We start from the raw sequence: 20,401 nt of genomic DNA, 5'->3' as shown, positions 1-20,401 counted from the left end.
ACTTTGGCGAGGCCTTTGAAGGCCCCGCCTGCATCCGCCTGTCTTACTCGGGCAGGTAGCGCGCCGCCCAGCTTGTTGCAGCAGATTGCTGCGCCAGCATCTCTTGCACCTCGTCATCCGAGTACCCAAGCCTTCCAAGGATTTGCAGAGTGCTGTCGCCAAATTTGGGCGCAGGACCGGGGATGGTGATGCTTGCATTCAAGGCCCGCACCGCATTCGGGGCGGCCAGATCGCACCAACGGCCCATTGGGTGCGTATCGTGACGCACCGCGCGATAGGTGGCTATGCGAATGTCCACCGAACCGTCGCTTTCAATCTGCAGCGCCTGATCACGTGTTTCCAGCATGGATGCCAAAGGCACAACAGCGCTCGCGCCCTGCGTCAGGCATTGAGACCAATGAGCAAGGGGGCGGGATTTGAAACGCGCGATTAACTCTTTCTGTACTGAGTTGTCGGGTAGCGAAACCAGATCGGAAAGCTCTGCCACCTTGCCAAGCACGTCGCGACCATCGGCCGGCGCAGCCCAAAAGAACCACCCGTCCGACGCTTCGTAGCAGTGATAAAACGGCCCTTGCCCCAGCGCATCGCGACCCGAAGGCTCATCAAAAGGTGCGCGTCCGGCAAAGTCATACATGAATTGCGCCTGTATCATGCCCCCCGCCGCGGCCAAAGACGACCGCGCGATGTCAGCCTTGCCGGTGGCCTGTTTCCAGAGCAGCGCACCGCCCAACGACACGCAGGCCGTCAGCCCGGCCAGGACGTCAATCGTACCTGCATGGGCGTGTTCTTCAGGCGTGTCCATACCTCCCCCAAAGCGGATCATGATCCCCGTGGCCGCCTGCGCCAGATCATCATAGCCAAGATGATCCGATTTCGGCCCACGCATCGGCCCGCCAAAGGCATCCAGTTGCACCAGAATGGCATCGGGGTTGATGTGAGAGATTTCCTCTGACGACAGGCCCAGCCCGTCACGCTGTTCGTTTGTGGCGTTTAGGGTGATCACATCCGCTTGCCGGATCAATCGGTTCAGCGCATCACGCCCGGCCTCGTCACGCAGGTTCAGCAGAACGCTTTCCTTGCCGCGATTGGCCTGCAAGCCGAACACCACCGTATTCCACGGATCGACCGAAGGTGTAACGGGTTGGACATGGGTCACTTCGGCCCCAAACCGTGCCAAAGTCGAGGCGATGGTCGGTCCGGCGATCACATTGGTCAGGTCCAGCACCCTGACCCCGTCCAGCCAGCCTGACTGCTGCGAGGGTTCAACATGCGGACGGGTGGGTTCAGCCAGTATTTGCGCCACGTGTTTTCTGGCCGCTTCCCCGGTTACAGCCGGTTTTTTCTCGACCACCGCATGATCCCCGGCCAGCCACGCCACGTTGCCCATCTGCTGCATCGCGCCATGTTTCGGGTCATCCACGCTCAGGATCAGGCCTGACGTGGTGGCGTGCGGATCGTGCAGCCACTCTCGGGTTGTACGCTGCGCCGTTGCCGGGGCCTTGGCCGCACCAAACAGGGCGTCCCATTCATGTGCGGGCTTGGTCAGAAACGCGGCCTTCATGGCCGAGGACACCCGCGCGCGATCCCGCGCACCGACCGGGTAGTTGCTGAGCGTCCATTCATCCGGCCAATCCTGTGTGTCCAGATAAGGGTCGAACAACGGAAGATCATCCAGCAGATCGCCCAGACCAAGCGTCCTCAGAACGCGGGCCGGATGGGTGGCAACACTGCCTGCCACCACATAAAACCCGCGCCCATCCTGACAGGTATAGGTGCGGTAGAACGGATCAAGAAATTCGGACAACTCAGCAAAGTCCAGATCGCAGGGCTCACCCGTTCTTGCCCGGCGATCCAGTTCCAGTTCGCGCGGGGATTTGTAGCGGTCGGGATAGCCTTCGATCTGTTCGTGGTTATAAGCCAGACCTTCGAACAGGGATGAGGCCAGCGGCACTTCGATATAGTCTCCACCGGTTTTGGCCCGCGACTGCAGGGCAAACAGAACCGACATTGCCCCGTAACTGGCCGCATAGGCCGATGCGAGGTTGAGCGGCGAAAACGACGCCTTGATCCCCATCAGACGCCGGTTCAGCCCCATATCGGTGAATTGCCCGGTGCGAGCTGCAACAATCGCCTCCCACGCGGCCAGATCGGCCAGTTCCGGATCGGTCGAGGCAAAGCCGGGCATAGCCAGATAGATCAGCCCCGGATTGGCTTTTCGCAAAACCTCCGCGCCAACGCCCAGGCGATCCATGACGCCGGGCCGAAAATTCTCGATCACGATATCCGATCGTTTGGCCAATTCAATCGCCTGCGCCCGGCCAGCATCTGATTTCAGGTCGTGTTCCAGAACATGCTTGCCTCGCGACAGCATATCAAAGGCCGGATCGGTCCAACGCGGCCCGCCGGGCGGATCGATGCGCAGCACATCCGCGCCCATATCGGCCAGCATCATGCCGACCAGCGGCCCGGCCAGATACTGCCCGAAATCCAGAACCCGCACCCCGGTCAGCGGTCTTGCCCTGCTCATTCCGCGGCCTGCGCGGTGGCTGGGGATGTGCGCCCCATATGCTCCAAATAGGTATTGTGGAAATGGCGCATCATGGCCTCGGAAAACTCGATGTTTTCCCAATCAACGATGTACCAACCCTGATCAAAGCACCGCTGGCTCATGCCTTCCTGCACTGACAGCAGGAACGAGATATCTTCGGGCTGCAACACGTCCCGCCCCCAGATCGCCCGCTTTTCCTGACGTTCGCGCATACCCGGATCAGTGGGTTCGGGCGGTTCCAGATTGATGCTCCACCTCAACCCGCGATCGGTGCCGATCGGGTTCCATTGGAACAGGGTCAGATTGCCCGGACCGGCAAATTGCGAGATGCCGATATTGGGGAACAGAAACCAGAAATGCAGATCGGTTTCATCATGGTCCAGATCCAGCGGATAGGCCAGATTGTCCGCCTTCTTGTTGCCGGGAATGAAGTTATAGGCCGCATTTCTGCTCAGTTCATAGGTCTGATTGTTGATGTCCAGCATGTCCGAGAACGAGATGTGCCCGTGGCGGCAATGCTGGCATTCCAGATAGTTGTCGATCTGAATCTTCCAATTGGCGGCCACGTCGACCTCGTGAATGGCGGCGGCGGTCTCGCCTAAGACGTAGCTGTCCACTTTGGGACATTTCTCGCGCACCTGCGCTTCGATGCCCGGCCAGAACTCGGCAATCGGCAGGGCGTCGGGGTCGAGATTGACGAAGATGAAATCCAACAGGCGATCCACCCGCACCGTGTTCAGGCAAACCTCTTTCTGCTCGGGCACCGAACTGGTGTCCCGTTTGCGCATGTGCCGCAGCGACCCGTCCAGAGAAAAGCTCCAATGGTGATAAGGGCAAACGATGGCGCGGGTCTGCCCGGACCCTTCCACCAGCTTGTGACCGCGATGGGGGCAGATATTGTTGAAGGCGCGGATTTCATGGTCCTGATCGCGCACGACAAACACGTTCTGGCCCAGAATACTGGTGGCGACGTAATCGCCGGGCTCGGCCAGTTCACTGATGTGGCAGGCATATTGCCAGGATCTGAAAAACAGTTTCTCACGCTCTTCGGCAAAAACCTCGGGGCTGATGTAGTAGTCGGCGGCGAGGGCGCGCAGGTTTTCATCTGTTGGGGTCATCTTATCCTCCTCAGGATCTGCACTCAGGCGGCGGCGCGTGCTTTGGCGATCTTTGGCACGACAAGGGGTTCACGTTCGCCTGCGCGCACGACGTCCTCGGCATAGGGGGTGCGGGCGAAAACCTCTTCAACCATGGGGGCGAAAAACTCTAACGGCAGGGTGTCATAGTCGGGATCAAAGCTGGCCTGATCCCACCGTTCGCAGAATTCGGCATTGTCATCAAAGTAGGGATGCCCGCGATGGCGCTCGCGCTTGTGTTGATCGAACCCGTCCAGATGGTGACCGTAATAGAGCATCTGGAAATCGCCATGGGTCTGAACCACCCAGGCGCATTGTTCCCGCACGAACGGACGCAGGATCGTGGCGGCGTATTCGTCATGATTGTAGGGCGCGAAAATGTCCCCGATATCATGCAACAGCGCCGAGACGACCCAATCGATATCGGCCCCGTCGCGCCAGGCCCGTGTTGCAGATTGTACCGAATGCCCCAATCGCGTGATCTGATAACCGGCCATCTCATCATCAAGTTCGACCAGCGCCCTGACCAGCCGTCCGGCGGTGTGACGGGCATCATCCACGGCCTGCGCGGTCAGGAACTCATATTCCTCTTTGCTGCCGTCTTTCATCTGGGTGAAACTGACTTTCTTCATCCTCGCCTTCCCTGTTAAGTGAATTTCGGTTTAGGACGCGTTTTCTTGTTGATTTGCATCCTCCTCCTGAACCCAGCTTTCGGCCTGCAGAACGCCGGGCTGGCCGGTGCCGATCACGCCGACAACCTGCACTTCGCCGGTTTCTGCCGGGGCCTCGACCTGATAGCGCCGGATCAGCGCGACCACGGCCACGGAAATGCCGATAGCTGCAAGCAGGAACTGCAGCCCCCTGCCCCCCAGCAAGGTGATCGAGTTTGGCCCCAGTATCGTTCCGACCAACAAGCCGATGTTCAGCAACAGCACCATAGTACCGCTGGCGGGCACGATCTGAGACAGTTTCAACTGGTCATTCGCATGCGCTGTCAGGATCGAATATGCCGGATAGAGCCCGATTGCGACCAGAACAAAGCCGATGACAATATTCGACGGTGACGTATCGATGGCCATCCACAGACTGGCCAACGCCGCGACAACGCCCAGGCCGATGATCACATAGCGTCTGTCGGTATGATCAGAAATCCAGCCAACCGGGTATTGCACGACGGCCCCGGCAATTAACGCCGCAACCAACGCGCCCGACGCCTGCGCAGCCGTGAACCCTTGCTGCAATGCGTAAAGGGGCAGCGTGATATACGAGGCAGAGACCCCGATGCTGACGATAACAATTCCGATCACTGCAACGGGTGAGACCTTGTAAAGCCGGGTCACAGGCATACGCTCGGGCGCGGTGTAATCCGGCGCTTTGTTGCCGGACAACAAAAGCGGCACGATTGACAGTGAGATCAGGATCGAGACGACTCCGAACAGCAGGTTCCCGGTCGGGTCGGGAAATCCGACCAGCGCCGTTCCCAACGCGGGTCCAGCAAGCTGAATGATGAAATACAGCGACAGGACTTGCGCGCGTATGCTGTTGTCGGACTTTGCGTTCAGCCAGCTTTCGGTGATCACGTAAAGACCGGGATAGCAGAACCCGCCCAGAAAGCGCATCACACTCCAACTGACCGCATCGCTGGTCAGAAGGTGAACAATCGCAGCGATTGAGACCAGCGACGCAAGCGCGGAAAACGCCCGGATGTGTCCCACGTTTTCGACCAGCCTTGGGGCCAGCGCCGTGCCCGCCAGCGCGCCAAGCGGATAGCTGGCCTGCATGATCGAGATCGTGAAATCGCTGAACCCCAGGCTGGCCCCCCGAATGGTCAGCAATGTCGCCAAAAGACCGTTTGCGACCATCAGCATCAGCATGCCAAGGAACAGGGCCCAGTTTTCGTTCAAAGCACGTAGCATAGGCTACGGCTAAATCGGCTTGCTGCCCCAAGTATACCAAACCCGCGACATTGCGATGTCGCGGGATAGAAAAAGTCCGGCGCGGTACGGCGACTTTTTTAGAAGTACGTCAAGGTGCATACGTCTTCTGTCCTCAAACTCGGTCCCGAAAAGGTGCCGCATCTGTTGATGCGCTAGTGTCAACTTGACAGCTTACCAACATGCCGCTCTGATAAAGACGGAGAGAATTGGGGGCAAAGCTGATCATGCGCGACACTAACGGCGTTTTTTCATGCGCATGCGGGCTGTTAGGTCGAACCTGCCCCGAGGAACGCGTGTCCCATTTGCCTGACAACTCAGAACTTGCAAAGGCGGCTTCGTGACGGGTGTGATGAAGGCTTATGTCCGGCAAGTGGACCGCGCCAACCGTATGCTTGGTCGGATCATCATGTATGGCATCTTCGTCATGATGGCGATCCTGCTGTATTCGTCCGTGTCCAAAACCTTCTTTGTCCCGTCGCTGTGGACGCTTGAAATGGCGCAGTTCGCGATGGTGGCCTATTACATCCTTGGCGGGCCATACGCGATGCAGATGGGCGCGAATGTCCGCATGGACCTGCTGTACGGAGAGTGGTCGGACCGGCGCAAAAGTCAGATCGATGTGATGACGGTGCTGTTTCTGATAGTCTACCTGGCCTTTCTGCTGTGGGGCGGCTGGGACAGTCTGATGTACTCGTTCCAATACGGAGGCGAGCGGTCCTCGTCCGCGTGGCGCCCTTATATCTGGCCCATCAAGACCATCATGGTGATTGGCATCTTTCTGATGCTGCTTCAGGCGATCTCGGAACTGTTCAAAGACATCTTGCGGCTGCAAGGCCATGACATGGGCCCAAAGGATGACGAGCCCGTGCACATGGCGCCCGAGGACCTTGACGGAGGACACCGCGGGTGAGTTACGAACTGATCGCCGCGCTCATGTTCTCGACCATGATGCTGATGCTGCTGACCGGGCAGCGGGTCTTTGGGGCCATCGGGTTCGTCGCGGTGATCGCTGCGTTTTTCCTGTGGGGCGACCGGGGCGGATATGATCTGGGCTTTGCGGCCGCGATCAAGGTGATGCGCTGGTATCCCCTGCTGACGCTGCCGATGTTCATCTTCATGGGCTATGTCCTGTCCGAATCCCGGATCGCCGATGACCTTTATCGCATGTTCCATGTCTGGATGGGCGGCCTGTCCGGCGGGCTGGCCATCGGCACGATTGGCCTGATGGTTCTGATCTCGGCCATGAATGGGTTGTCCGTGGCGGGCATGGCGATCGGGGCCACCATCGCCCTGCCCGAGCTGCTGCGCCGAAACTATGACAAACGCATGGTGACGGGGGTAATACAGGCCGGGTCATCACTGGGTATTCTTGTGCCACCATCGGTGGTGCTGGTTCTTTACGCCATGATCGCACGGCAACCGGTCGGGCAACTTTGGCTGGCAGGCGTTGTTCCCGGTTTGATGATGGCGACCCTCTTCGTCATCTACATTGCGATCCGCTGCCGTCTGAACCCATCGCTGGGTCCGGTGATGAGCGCAGAAGAACGTGCGCAGGTCACATGGGGCGAGAAACTGCGCCTTTTGGGGGCCGGTCTGCTGCCCATAGGCATCTTTGCCGTGATGATGGTGCCTTTCGTGAACGGTTGGACCTCGCTGGTCGAAAGCTCGGCCCTAGGGGCAATCGCTGCATTCTTGGCTGCGGTTCTGAAACGCCGCATGACGTGGCAGGTCTTTGAAACCTCGATCAAGCAGACGCTTGGTATCACCTGCATGTTCATGTGGATCATCCTGGCCGCCCTTGCATTTGGCGCTGTGTTTGACGGCTTGGGTGCGGTTAAGGCGATTGAGAACCTGTTCACCGTGCAGCTGGGTCTGAACCCCTGGATCATCCTGATCCTGATGCAGCTTAGCTTTCTGGTGATGGGCACGTTTCTGGATGACACAGCCATGCTGGTCATCGTCGCCCCGCTATACGTGCCATTGGTCGGCGCGCTGGGGTTCGATCTGATCTGGTACGGGGTCCTTTATACGATCACCTGTCAGATCGCCTATATGACCCCGCCTTTCGGGTACAACCTGTTCCTCATGCGGGCCATGGCCCCGCCAGAGGTAACGATTGGAGATATTTACAGGTCCATCATACCGTTTGTCGCGGTGATGGCCTTGGCTTTGGGATTGGTGATGGCCGTCCCAGAGATCGCATTGTGGCTTCCGGGCATCGTCTACGGAAACTGAGCACGTAAAGAACGAGAAACCGGGTCAACCGGATCAAGTTCAATGAAAAGCACAGGAGAGGACGACCATGACTACAAGACGCAGATTTTTACGGACCGCCGCCCTGGCCGCGCCCGCAACGCTTGCCGCACCGGCCATCGTCAAGGCGCAGGCCCCGATCAAGTGGCGGTTTCAGACCTATGCTGGCGGCGCGTTGGGCGAGCATGTGACCAAGCCTGCAATCGACTACATCAACGCGAACGCCAATGGCGAGTTGGAGATTGAGCTGTTCTTTGCAGATCAGATCGTCCCCACGGGCGAGCTGTTCCAGGCATTGCAGCGCGGTACGATTGACGGCGTGCATTCCGATGACGACTCGATGGCGTCACCCACGCCGCTGCGCGTGTTCGGCGGGTATTTCCCGTTCGCCACCAAGCACATTCTCGACGTGCCGGTGCTGTTCAACCAATACGGGCTGGCGGATATCTGGCGTGACGAATACGCCAAGGTCGGCGTTCAGTGGCTGTCTGCCGCCGGTCAGGACCCGTGCAACTTCAACACCAAAAAGGAAATCACCTCGGTTGCTGATCTGGATGGGCTGAAGCTTTACACCTTCCCGACCGCTGGCCGCTTCCTGGCTAAGTTCGGTGTCGTGCCGGTGAACATTCCCTACGAAGATGCCGAGGTGGCGGTTCAAACCGGTGAGCTTGATGGCATGGCCTGGTCCGGCATCACCGAGGATTACACCGTGGGTTGGGCCGATGTGACCGATTACTTCCTGACCAACAACATCTCAGGCGCGTGGATCGGATCGTGGTTTGCCAATCAGGAACGCTGGAACGAGCTTCCCGACCACCTCAAGTCCATCGTAATGGCGGGCATCGAAGCAGGCCATACTTACCGCAACCAATGGTATTGGGGTGGCGAGGCCGCGCTGCGGGCCAATGGCGACAAGCTTGAACTGCGGTCAGTACCAGCCTCTGAATGGGCCGAGGTTGAAAACGCCGCCAAAGAGTTCTGGGATGAGATCGCGCAGGAAGGCGAAGTTCACGAGAAGATCGTGGGAATCTTCCGCGAATACAACAGTGTGATCAATCAGGCGGGTGCACCGTATAACTTCGAATAAGACGTTTCCAAGTGGCCTCGGACCGGGGCCACTTGGACTTTTTTCATCGCGTTTTGACGTCGGCCCACAGGGCGTACGGCGTGAAACTGGTGGGCTGAAAACTCCTCGGTCAGCCACGCAAACGACGGACCTGTTTCGCCGCCATCGGCTGTTTCCCGCCGCCCGGAATCATTGACCCAACGTCAACTTCGATGTAAAAATCAAGGCATCCTGAATTCAAATTTGGGGCAGTCATTTCATGTTTTCTCTTTTCAATGCCAACGGCCTGCGCACCGTTCTCGAGCAGGAATTAATACCGTTCTCAGTGTCACTGGTTATCGCGCAGGTGTTCTTCAAATGGGGAAGCTTCGGTCTGGAGCTTCTTGGTTTTCTCGCACTTTGGTTTGTGCTCGGCCTCATCGTCGTTCCCCTCCTGAGAAAACTCAAAAGATAAATCCGGTTCGCCCCGCTTTGCGGGATTTTTGCGAACTCAATTGCGGTGCATCGCTCTTACGCGCGTGATCGGTGCGCCTTGAAGGTACGCCCATGAGACCGCCAAGGGGGTCCGGCAGGGACCCGTTCGACGACGACAATGACAATGGCCGCCCGGGCGGGCTGCGCCGCCGTATCGAACGGCTTGTCACCGAACGGTCGGTTCCGGACCAGATCCGCAAACGTGTCACCACCGCGCTGCAAGATCTGGAACGCGTGGAACTGGGCGGTCGAAATCTGGGCGATCTGATCCTGTCGCGTGATGATGTGGACAATGACACCGATGAAGAAAAGCAAAGCGATGTAAGCGCCGTTCAGTCAGCGCGCTTGCAACGGGCCATCGGGCGCGCACTGGGGGATACCGTGCTGTCCGATCTGGACCGTGATCGCCTGAGGAATGCGACCGATCAGATCGCCCAGATCGATCTGGGGGATGGCCGTACCATCGGCGATTTCATCCTCGACATAGACGATATCCGTCCACCCGGCGGCGGAAAGGTTGATATTCCCACTGGAGACCTGAAGATCGATGTCGGCGTTCTGGACAAGTTCGTCGAGGCCGAGCTTTACCGGCCAGAAACCCGTGGGCAGGGACTAAGTTCCGTAATTGACGGCGCGCTGGCCAATATCCGCGACACCTCGCCCAACCTGCTGCCAAATCGGCCATTAAAGGTCGGCCGCCCCGGAGCCACGCTGCCACTGGCCGCGCCTGCGCTGGGAAATCTGGTTCGGCTGGCTGCGGCACAAAACTTTGCCGATCCGACATCTGAACCTGACCCCGATACGGCTGCGGAGCCTGTGATCTGGGATGACGGCACAAATGAGTTGTTGGTCTACCCCGACAACGTCGAAACCGAATTGGACGATGGCATTGTGCGGGTCACGGTGCCTGTCGAAACCGATGCGGGCAGCGCCAAGATGGTCGTGCCCTTCGCCGTGGGCAGCGAAAAGCGCGTGACGGGGTTGATTGCGGCGGCCCCCGACCGCCCTTTGGGCGATCCCCTGATCGCCGAAATCTGGGGCGAGGCGTTGATCGCTTTTGCCTACAAGGCCCTGCTGGAGGTCGCTGACAACATCGCGGGCGCGTCGGGTCGAGACGTCTTTAATGACCGGCTTATCGCGCAAGGTTTGGCAGTTCGGGATGGTGCCTTGGTCGTGCAATCGCAAGCCGCATTCCGTTATCGGAGGGACAAGCCGTGAACGCGTTCTCACCCGGTGATTTTGGCGAACTGTCCTCTCTGCTTCAGGCGTTGGGTCTGTCGAACGCCGAAGGTGAGTTCAACGCCGATTGGATCACGGGGCCCGAGGATTATCTGGCCAGCATCCTTGCCGATGATGACCAGCGCGCCGCGCTGCTGGACTTTGTCGCGACGGTTCGCGAAGGCGAGATTGAGACGGACGCAGATGGGCGGCAATGGATCGAACTGTTCTCGGAACAGGTTCAGGCCGGTTTGGATGTAGCGTTTTTCGTGGTCTTCGATGACCAGCCAGCGGGTCAGGTCAACCTGTTTCTGGGCATCCGCATGATCACAAGCGGCGCGCTGGCGGACAGCACGTCATCGCTGATGTTCCCGCTGTTTCGCGCGGCCAAAACCAACGGCCCTGCCCCTGCCGACGCGTTTCTGGCCGGTCAGGAAGGCGGCCATATTGCGCTGTCGTCCGAGATTACTGTCGGGCCGCCACCACAACCGGGCGAGGCCGGGCTGGCACGAGTTGGCGTTCGGATCGCCTTGCCAACAGCGGCGGGTGATGGCGCGCCGGATGTGGCCCTGTCCCTGGGCGGTCTGCAATTGCCCGGCGAACAGGCCCCGCGGGATCTGGTTCTGTCGCTTACCGATCCCGACGCGTTGCAGGATACGGCCACAGAACTGATCCTGTCGCTTCTCGAAGCGCAACTGCGAGGCGGCGGCGGGGACGAGGTTCGCGCCCTTGCAACGGCACTGGGCCTTGGCGGCGCGCCCGAGATCCCGGCCTTTCCCGCCTCGGACTTGCTGGACCGGGGTCTGGACGCCGTCGCGGACTGGATCGCTGACGTCCTGGGCAATGCACCATCGCGCGCCCGCTGGCTTGAGGCATTGGCCGATATTCTGGGGTCCGGGGCCGCGGCGGACCAAACCGGCATCGACCTGCCGCTGGGCGGCGGAACCGTTCGCATCGGCTTCATCGCCGAGCCCGGTGCCACGGCGCGGCACAAGGTCACTGTTTCTCTGGGCTTCGGCTTGACCAGCGGCACCGCCGAGGCGCGTTTTACCGCCGATATCCTGCAATTGGATCTGGGCACTGCAGATGCAATTGCTGTACCTGCGCTTGAAGCATCGCTGCGCTTCGATCTGTCGGGTCTGGCCATGCCCGACGTATCGATTGAACGCCTGATCCTTGGCCTGACGCTGAACGAAGACCGGCGTCCCGATGTTGTGGTTGCGGTCGAAAACGCCGTGATTTCCCAAACCACGCACCCCCGCTTGGATCTGACCAACCCGGATGCTTTGGCGGCGGCGGCAGCACAGGCCGTGACCGACATCCTGACCGAGCTGTTGTCCAATCTCGGCCCCGGCGCGGAACTCATCGGCGTTGCATTGGGCTGGCGGGCCCCCACCGGTGCAGGGGCCGGGTTCCCGACGCTGGATCCGATCACCTTCCTGGGCGATCCAATCGCCCGCCTGCGCGACCATTGGCTGACAATCCTGGAAGACCACACAAGCGACGTCACAGCGGTGCTGCAAAGCCTGCGGACGCTGTTGACCGGAGCGGCCGACGTCACCGGCACGGGCACCGAGGTCGATCCATGGCGGCTGTCGATCCGGCCCGGCATCCATGTGGCGATCTGGCGAACCGATACCGGTGCGCTGGCGCTTGGTCTGGGCTGGATGACGCGAGTGGACGATCTGGGCGACCGCTGCACCGTGCTCGAGATGCGCGGGCGTCTGGCTTTGGTGTCGATCAACCTGTCCTCGGGCGCGACGGCCTTTGTGCCGTCTGTCGATATTGCCGCGACCGGGCGTCCGCGCGGTGGTGGCCGGATGCAAACCGGGGCTGGCGGGCTGTCGGCTCAGGTCGATCACCTTGGATTTGTGGCGTCATGGGCCGCTCAGCCGGGGCTTTCGTTCAGGTTTGACGCACCCAACCCCACGATTTCAGTCGAGGGAATCGAGATCCCGCTGGACCTGCCCGATCTGACCAGCGACATCCACGTCGATCTGATCACGCCCGGGCAATGGGATGGCATCGAACGGCTGCTTGGCCTGCTGGCAGAGCGCAGCGGAAACGCCTTCCTGCTGGCTATTGTCGACTGCCTCGGCTGGCGTCGCGAGCGGCGGGTGTTCGGCGAGCCCGATCCCAACCGCCTGCAACTTGCCGCCCTTGTCTCGGAACCCGCTGACGCGCTGCGGGGCTGGTTGGGCAAGTTGCTGTCCGACCCGATTTCGCGCATCGCCCCCAGATTGGAGGTTTTCGCCGCCACACTGGAAACACCCAGCGGCCGCGTGTCCGGTGCCGGTACGCTTGGGGATCCATGGCGCATCGAGCTGCCCGGTATTGAAAACGGCCCCGGCCTGGCCGCATGGCGGATGCCCGAACGCTCGGAACCAGCGCCGGACCGGTTTGATTCCCTGCCTCTGCGCAGATGGCGTCCGGGTAACACAGGGCTTGAGGCAGGCGCGCTGGCTTTGGCCTTGCAAAGTGAATTGCCCGCCGCGCTGAACGGGTTGGGCACCGCAGAATTTCAAGTCGGGCTGGACGCCCTGACGACCGAATGGACCCTAAGTGATGGCATGGTGCGGCCACCGGCCAGCGCCCCCACCGAGACGGTTCTGCACATCATTGAAAACGCGGACGCGGACAGCCTGATCTCGCTTGCCGATGCCGAGCCCTATCTGGGTGCCGCACCGCCCGTTCTCTTCGTCGTCAGAACGCTGTCCGAGAATGCCCCGCCACCTGCGGATACAACGGCTGCTCGGCGCATCGATCTGCGCATCAGCGACCGTGAACCAACGGCCTTTCCGCAGGTTCCGGCAGATGCCAGCGGCACCTGGACGATATTGCTGGCTCCGCGCCCGGACACCCCGGAAGGCGGGGCAGCCGGGCAAGCCGCGCGCCTTGCTCACGCTCTGGCACCGGCATCGAATATTGCCGATGCCGCCGTCTTGGCGGACCGGTCGGCGGGTCACGCGGCGTGGCTTGCGCTGAACGATATGGCGGCTGGGCCAGACCGGTTGCTGATTGCCGGTCTTGCGGGGGCGAGTATCGATCCCCTTTCGTCCGAAGCATCCGAGGCGCTGAGCCGTTTGGACGAGCTGTTGCCCCCCATCGATCCGGCAGAGCCTGACGATCCTGATCTGGCACTGGGCAGGCAGTTGATCGGTCAACGGCGCAATGGCCGCCCCCTGTCCGAACTTGCGCCGCCCGCCGGTTGGACCGGCGCGGTGCGTGCGGGCCTTGAAATCCATCTTTTGCATGGCGTGATCCAGCGCGATGTGATCCAGCGCGCGATGACGGCCGTTACGGCGGCCGGGCTCAGCGCCTACGCCGTGGGCCGTGCCGCACGATCCAGCGCCAAACGTATCGAGGCGGCAGGGCTTGGCGTCTATCTGCCCGTCGGTGAAGCCCCGGCAAACGGCACCATTGGCTTCGAAGGCCGGGCCATGGCCGAGCTGTTATCGACCGGTCTTGACCGCGATGGCCTCTCGGTACCTCAAATCACCGCCCGCCTTGCCAGCAAGGTTGTGGTTTCGGGCCGGATCACCCGAGGAGATGGCTGGTTGATCGGCGGTCCGGACAGCGACGATGCCGCTGCCCCCCTCGCGCTTCGGTCCATCGAAGTATCGGCCTGCGTCGGTACGGACGGCACATCCGAGCCGGAAACGGATGGCATAGAACTTATCTTCCACGGTGTTCGGATACTGGGCGAAAGCCATGCCCGGCTGGCGATCACCCCCGACAGTCTCAGCGATCCGGGCCTCGCCAGCGCGGCCCCGACAGCCCCCGGCATACGCGAGTTGCTGGCTGAAATCGTTGCCGAAGCCTCAATCGCACCTGCGGCAGGCATGTCCGAATTGCTCGACCTGCTACGAGCGACCGGCATTCTAGGCGCAGACGATGCCTTTGACCCGCTGTCCCTGTCGCATTGGATCGACGACCCAACCGCACAGCTTCAGGTCGCGTTGGGTGATCCCGGCCTCGGCACGGACCTGTTGGCGCTGGTGCAGTCCTTCGTGGCGGGCAACGGCAGCGGAATTTCATTCGACAGCGCTCAGAACCGACTAAACGTCTCGCTCAGCGGCAGCGCCGATGACCTGATCTTTGGTCAGTGGTCGCTTGAGGCCAGCCTTGGCGCGTCCGGCCTTCTGTCAGGCGCGCTGGAGTTCGGGGTTCCCGATGGCCTTGGTCTACAGGTGGGCTTCGCGCCCTTCTCGGCGCAGATCACCCTGCCCGGCGGGCTACCTGACATTCCCGCATCAATGCCGCTGTGGCCCGATCCGAATTTCGTGTCCCATCTGCGGGCCGTGCCTCCGATCCTGTCCGCACTTGCGCTTTCCCGACTGCTGGAAGGCTTGCGCAGTTTCGATCCCGCCGTGACGCCTATTGTCGATGCAGGGCTTGCAGCCTTTGGCCTGAACGCCGAGCCGGTTCGGGTGCCTCCGATCCTGTTCACCAATCCCGGCGTTTGGTTTAGCCAGGCGGATGTGCTGGGCGGCCCGGGCGGTGGAGTACGCGCGGCGCGGGTGATTGCCGTCATGGATGCGCTGCGGCCATTGATTGGCGTGGGCGGCGGATCCGGTGTCTGGACGCTGTCGCAGGGCGTCGATCTGGTTGCACGAGACGCCGGCGGCCTGGTGCTGGAATTCCAGATCGACCCCAGCGCATTCCTTCCCGACGGCGACATTGCCTTTGGCGGAGCCTTCGGTCTGCGCTTTCCAACCTCAGGCGGGCAGACGCGGCCAGAGGTTTCGTTCTTTGCCGGTTTGCCGGGCGGAACCCCCGGTACACGCGCGGTCCACCTGTCGGTATCCGGCGACATCGTGCGCTTGTTGCTGCGTCCCGATACCAGTGCCGACATCGAAATTTATCCCGGCCCACCCGACCTGACCAGCCTGTTGACAACGGCCCTTGTGGCGGCGTTGCCGCAGGCTTTGGACGCCATTGTGGATACCGGCACCGATGTCGGGGATGTGGTGGCCGATATTGGCGACGCCCTCGCGCTGCGCGTCGCGGGCAGCTTTGACGCGGGTGAGCTGGCTGACTGGGCCGCTGATCCGCAAGGCAGTCTGGCCGCCCGATGGCCGACGCTTTTGTCCAGCGGGTTGGCCCAACTGGGTCCGGTTCTGCCAGCCGGGGTTTCGGTTGCTGGCACGGCAAGCGGGCTGCGCGTGACCGTCGCCAATGCAGGCACACCCGGTTCATCGGTATCGGTGGAACTGTTCACGGCACCTTTGGCGGTCGAGTTTGCCGCCGATCTGACGGCCATTCCTTTTGTAGAAGACATCGACGTGCTTGTCCGCGTCGATGCTGGCGGTCTGGCCCGTCTGAATACCACCATAGGCCCCGCTGCTATTCCGGTCGCCGATGGATTTGTCCTGCGCCCGATTGTTGAAATGGACGTCGGCAGCAGCGTTGCGACCCCCGAGATCAGCACAGGCCTGTCCTTCGATCCGGCAGCAAATCAGGTGCTGCGTCTGACCTACGACTTCCAGACACAGCAATTCCGACTGGGCGTCGGCGCGGACACCCCGGCCGAAATCGCCGCCGCACTGATGCATCTGGCGGTGGAACTTGTCGGTGGGTTTGTCCTTGGCCTTGAAGAGGTTGACGCACTGCTCGATCTGCCAGTCGGATCAAGCGATGTGCGCGGCATTTTGGGCGGTGTTGTCCTGACGCCCGGCGGTGCGTTGGACTCGGACTTCTTCCGCGTTCTGCCGGGTGACGGCGAAGACATCGAAGCGCTGCTGCTGACCAAGCTGGACCGGCTGCTGACCCTCATCGAAAACATCGCCGATGCCGGGCCCAGCGTGCGCGTCGGTGGCGAGGTGGATATCGGCATTGCCCGCGTCGGAAACTCCATCGGCCTGTCACTTGGCATCGCCAACAGGTTCGAGATTGTCGGCGGGGACATTGCGATCTGGCTGGAGAATGACAGCCGCTGGATCAACGGGGATGTGGATCCCGGCCTTCAGATCGGATTGCTGAGCACAAGCGGCGGGCTGGATTTCGCCCCGACGCTGGCCGTCAACGGCATCGGGATCAGGATCGGGCGCAGCAACGCTCCGCTTGTGAAATCCCCCATCGCGCTGGGATCAATTGCGATACACGCCTTTGCACGCGTTGAGACTGGCGAGGTTCTGGGCGGTGCTCAGGTCGAACTTGCCGAAGTGGGCGCAGCCGTCGGCGGCGGGTCCGGCGACAATGCGGTGGCCTCTGGCCTGCTGAGCGAAACCAATGACGGCGACGCTGCTCTTGCCCCTGCGTTCAGCCCGGCCCTGTCGGTCCAAACCTTGTCCGGCGGCGGTTTCAGGTTCGGGTTCCGCGCAGGCGAAGGATCGGGGCCGTGGTGGCTGCCGATTCGCAAGGGCTTTGGCCCGCTTTATGTCGATCAGATCGGTCTGGGTGCGCAATCGGATGAAACCGACGGGCTGCAATCCATTTCGCTGCTCTTCGATGGTTCGGTCACGATTGCCGGGCTGGCAGCCAGTGTTGATGATCTGAAACTGATTTACAGAACGGATCGGGGTGGCCTGCTGGACAGCGCATCCTGGGGCGTCGATCTGGCCGGGCTGGGTATCTCAGCCGATCTGTCCGGGATCAGCCTTGCCGGTGGATTGCGCAAATTCGGTGAAACGCCGGATATCGAATATGTCGGCATGATCGCCGCGCGGTTCGCGGTTTACGGCCTGTCGATCTATGGCGGCTACGCCTCCACCTCGGACGATCAGGGGCGCTATACCGCCTTCTTCGCGGTTGGGTCTTTCCTTGGTCCAATCGGCGGGGCGCCGGCCTTCTTCCTGACCGGGATTGGCGGCGGCTTTGGCATCAACCGCGATCTGGTGCCACCCACGGATCTGGGCGATTTTGGTGATTTCGTTCTGATTCAGGCACTTGACCCTGCGGCAGACCTGCCCACGGACGTCATTGCCTACCTTGAGGAAGTGCGCAACACCTTCCCCGCCATTCGCGGCAAGTTCTGGTTCGCTGCGGGGATCAGCTTTACCTCATTTGCGCTGGTCGACGGGATCGCCGTTGTGGCCGTCGAATTCGGTAACGGGTTCGAGTTGTCGATCTTTGGCCTGGCCCGGATGGCCCTTCCCAGACCGCAATTCGCGCTTGTTTCTATCGAGCTCGGCCTGCTGGCGCGGTTCTCGACCGAAGAGGGTGTTATCTGGATTCAGGCGCAGCTGACCGACAATTCCTGGCTGCTGCACCCCAGCGCGCGCCTGACCGGCGGCTTTGCCTATGTCAGTTGGTTCAAGGGGCCGAACCGGGGGCAGTTTGTCCTGACGCTGGGCGGGTATCACCCGAATTTCGACGCCGAAGGCTATCCGGTTGTTCCCCGGCTTGGATATAACTGGTCGGTTTCCTCGAACATCGTCATCAAGGCCGAGAACTACTTTGCTCTGACCTCCGAGGCGATCATGGGCGGCGGATTGTTCGAAGCGTCCGCCAAATTCGGGCCGGTGTTCGCGTCTCTGGGCTGGGGCGGCAACGCCATCGTATATTTCGATCCCTTCCGCTACGAGGCCGACGCTTACGCACGGATTTCGGCGGGTATCCGGATCAAGACGTGGTTCGGAACGATCAAACTGTCCTTCACGCTCAGCGCTGAAATTCAGGTCGCCGGGCCAGAGTTCCACGGCAAGGCACGGATCAAGATCGGGCCCATCGACGTCACGGTCAAATTCGGCAAACAGGGCGATCCGCCGATCCAGTACATCTCGTGGGTGGATTTCTCGGCCAAGTATCTGGAGCTGGCAAGCGGCAATTTGGCCGAGGCGCTGTCCGGCATCGCCGGGCGCGGTGCGCTGCCGCCCGCCAGCAATGACGGCGAGCCGCCCGGTACCGCCGACGGGTCCGAGGCCAATCCGTTCGACGTCATGAGCGAGTTTGAGTTGTCGCTGACCAGTACCATTCCGCTGACCCGGATCATCCGGCCGGGGCGCGCTCCGATCGAGCGTGATCCCACGTCCACGCTGGGGGTGGCCCCGGTCAACCTGATCGTTTCCGAGATCACTTTGTCGCTGCAACTGCGCCGCCTTGACCGCCCGAATGACGAGCGGCTGGATGATCTGGACAAGATCAAGATGACCACCCGCAACACCGGTGCATTCCCGGTCGGCGTCTGGGGGCCGCCACAGGGGTTGGATGACAAGAAAGTGCCAAAAGGCAAGGTGATCGGCGCGACCGAAGGCGTGGACCTGCGTTTTGTGCCCGAGTTCTTCAACCGCCGCCCGGATGCCTCAACCGGCGGTGTGGCGTTCAATCAGGTCGAATCCGATCTGCGCAAACCTCTGCCATTTCGCGATGTGGGGCAGTTCTTCGTCGCGGTGGCGATACTGGCCACCGAACATCGCACTTTGCTGAGTTCAATCAACGACCTTCAGATGGCGCAGTTGTCAGCGGAGTTCCAGCAGGATCAACGCCTTCGCGTCGGCGCAACCGGTGCCCGTGCCTTTGACCGCAGCCGCCGGACACCGATGCGGGTTGGTCTGCTGACTGAACGCATCGTCAGTGACGCGGCACCCGGTGCCAAACGCGAAGTGCTGCGGACGCCGCCCGAACGCCGCCCCATCCGCTTTGGCACGCCCCGGCTGCGCGGGCAGTTGGCGCTGCCCAACGTGTCACTGGGCGAGGCTGGTGGCGCACTGGCAGCACGTGTCACCCGCGTTCCGGCCGACCGGGCGCGCCGTGCGAAACGTGTCCGCCCGCCTGTGCTGGATGAGGTTCTGGCCGCACGGGTCGATCGGGCTCCGGCCCTCTTGTTGCGGGCCGCCTCAGCCGATGCGCGGGTCGGACGCACGGTTGTTGCCGAGCAACGCGTTCCCCTGACGCTGGCGGCTGGCGTTCAGGCGTCCTCCAGCGCGACACGCGCATCCGGCCCGACCCGGGACCGGTTGGCGGCCACCGCCCTGATGGCCGGGGCCAAACCGCCTCGGGGCGCGCGTACGGACAAAATAAAGCCCACAGGGCTGGCCCCCGGGGAAATCGCTGTCTTTGATCTGCCGGGTGCGGCCCGCTCGCCCCGGTTTGAAACAAGCGGTGTGGTCGCGCTGAACGGTCCTGCCCGTATTGTCGCCATCGGTCTGGACGGACGCGTCCTGTCGGACAGCGCCGGTGACGCGCGGCGGGTCAAGCTGCCCAAGGGAACAGCCGCCTATGCCGTCGTGGCAGGTGATGACGGGGCCGCCACCCCGGAATTCGCCGGGTGGACCGAATCCGAGTCGGTTGCCTATTTCGGGCGGTCGCTGGCCCTGTGCCGGGGCGGCTTCCTCTATGCCGAAGGCGCAAGCCGCGTGCGCGGCGGACGGGCTGGTGGCACCGGCTGGTTCCGGGCATCGCACCTGACCGATCAGTCTGCCCTTGTCGAAACCCGCTTTGACTGGCCCGCCACATCTGTCGCCCTGTTGCTGGAAGGTGAAGTGGTCGCAGAATATCTGGAATCCCTCGCAATTTCCGTGCGCGGGGCCGAGGTGCTGGACGACAAGCCTATCCTCGCCCCGTTCGATGGCAAAACCCTGGTCGTGTACGCGCTGAAACCGCAGGACGACGCAGGCTTTGCGGTTCGGGTCGCCGGGCTGGTCCCCGGTCGTCTGGATGGGGTCATCGCGGCGCAGTTGCAGCCAGATCGTCTTGTTACCCGACTGCTGAACGAAAGCGTATCGCTTTCGGTCGGTCTGCTGCGCGGCAAGGGTGCGCGGCTTACGTTCAAATGGAGTCCCCCGGCAGATGTCACGCCGCGGCAGGACGAATACCAGGAGTTCTAGCA

At 61.6% G+C, this 20,401-nt stretch carries 10 protein-coding genes; 6 read left to right on the top strand and 4 right to left on the bottom strand.

Going from position 1 to position 20,401, the window contains the following annotated elements:
• Nucleotides 1-43: 43 nt before the first annotated feature.
• From ACR0C9_RS03250 to ACR0C9_RS03235, 4 genes are read right to left on the bottom strand one after another with little or no spacing between them, the layout of a single operon-like run.
• Nucleotides 44-2,527: a CoA transferase gene (locus ACR0C9_RS03250; protein WP_480780365.1), complete on the bottom strand. Its 2,484-nt coding sequence runs from the start codon at nucleotides 2,525-2,527 to the stop codon at nucleotides 44-46.
• Nucleotides 2,524-3,666: an aromatic ring-hydroxylating oxygenase subunit alpha gene (locus ACR0C9_RS03245; protein WP_170451759.1), complete on the bottom strand. Its 1,143-nt coding sequence runs from the start codon at nucleotides 3,664-3,666 to the stop codon at nucleotides 2,524-2,526. The genes ACR0C9_RS03250 and ACR0C9_RS03245 overlap by 4 nt, the downstream gene beginning before the upstream one ends.
• A 23-nt stretch (nucleotides 3,667-3,689) precedes the next feature.
• Complete coding sequence (locus ACR0C9_RS03240; RefSeq protein ID WP_170451761.1) at nucleotides 3,690-4,316, bottom strand: HD domain-containing protein; 627 nt, start codon at nucleotides 4,314-4,316, stop codon at nucleotides 3,690-3,692.
• Nucleotides 4,317-4,346: 30 nt separating this feature from the next.
• A complete protein-coding gene (locus tag ACR0C9_RS03235) occupies nucleotides 4,347-5,600 on the bottom strand; it encodes an MFS transporter (protein ID WP_170451763.1) in 1,254 nt (417 codons plus the stop codon).
• Nucleotides 5,601-5,958: 358 nt separating this feature from the next.
• On the opposite strand from ACR0C9_RS03235, the gene ACR0C9_RS03230 reads away from it, so the two are divergent.
• From ACR0C9_RS03230 to ACR0C9_RS03205, 6 genes are all read left to right on the top strand, one after another.
• Entirely contained in the window at nucleotides 5,959-6,531 is a 573-nt protein-coding gene (locus ACR0C9_RS03230) for a TRAP transporter small permease subunit (RefSeq protein ID WP_480625786.1), read from the top strand.
• Nucleotides 6,528-7,856, top strand: coding sequence for a TRAP transporter large permease subunit (locus ACR0C9_RS03225; RefSeq protein WP_170621477.1), 1,329 nt, complete (start codon nucleotides 6,528-6,530; stop codon nucleotides 7,854-7,856). Before ACR0C9_RS03230 ends, ACR0C9_RS03225 begins: the two co-directional genes overlap by 4 nt.
• Before the next feature lie 67 nt (nucleotides 7,857-7,923).
• Nucleotides 7,924-8,961 (top strand): TRAP transporter substrate-binding protein, encoded by a 1,038-nt coding sequence (locus tag ACR0C9_RS03220; protein ID WP_170451766.1) that lies wholly within the window; start codon nucleotides 7,924-7,926, stop codon nucleotides 8,959-8,961.
• A 238-nt stretch (nucleotides 8,962-9,199) separates the two neighbouring features.
• Entirely contained in the window at nucleotides 9,200-9,394 is a 195-nt protein-coding gene (locus ACR0C9_RS03215; RefSeq protein WP_170451767.1) for a hypothetical protein, read from the top strand.
• A gap of 92 nt (nucleotides 9,395-9,486) precedes the next feature.
• Nucleotides 9,487-10,632 (top strand): hypothetical protein, encoded by a 1,146-nt coding sequence (locus ACR0C9_RS03210; protein WP_170451768.1) that lies wholly within the window; start codon nucleotides 9,487-9,489, stop codon nucleotides 10,630-10,632.
• Nucleotides 10,629-20,399, top strand: coding sequence for a DUF6603 domain-containing protein (locus ACR0C9_RS03205; protein ID WP_480780364.1), 9,771 nt, complete (start codon nucleotides 10,629-10,631; stop codon nucleotides 20,397-20,399). Before ACR0C9_RS03210 ends, ACR0C9_RS03205 begins: the two co-directional genes overlap by 4 nt.
• Nucleotides 20,400-20,401 lie beyond the last annotated feature (2 nt).

Source organism: Ruegeria sp. C12 (assembly GCF_056537745.1).
The sequence above is the reverse complement of the archived record's forward strand: the minus strand, read 5'-3'. Positions and strand labels throughout refer to the sequence as shown.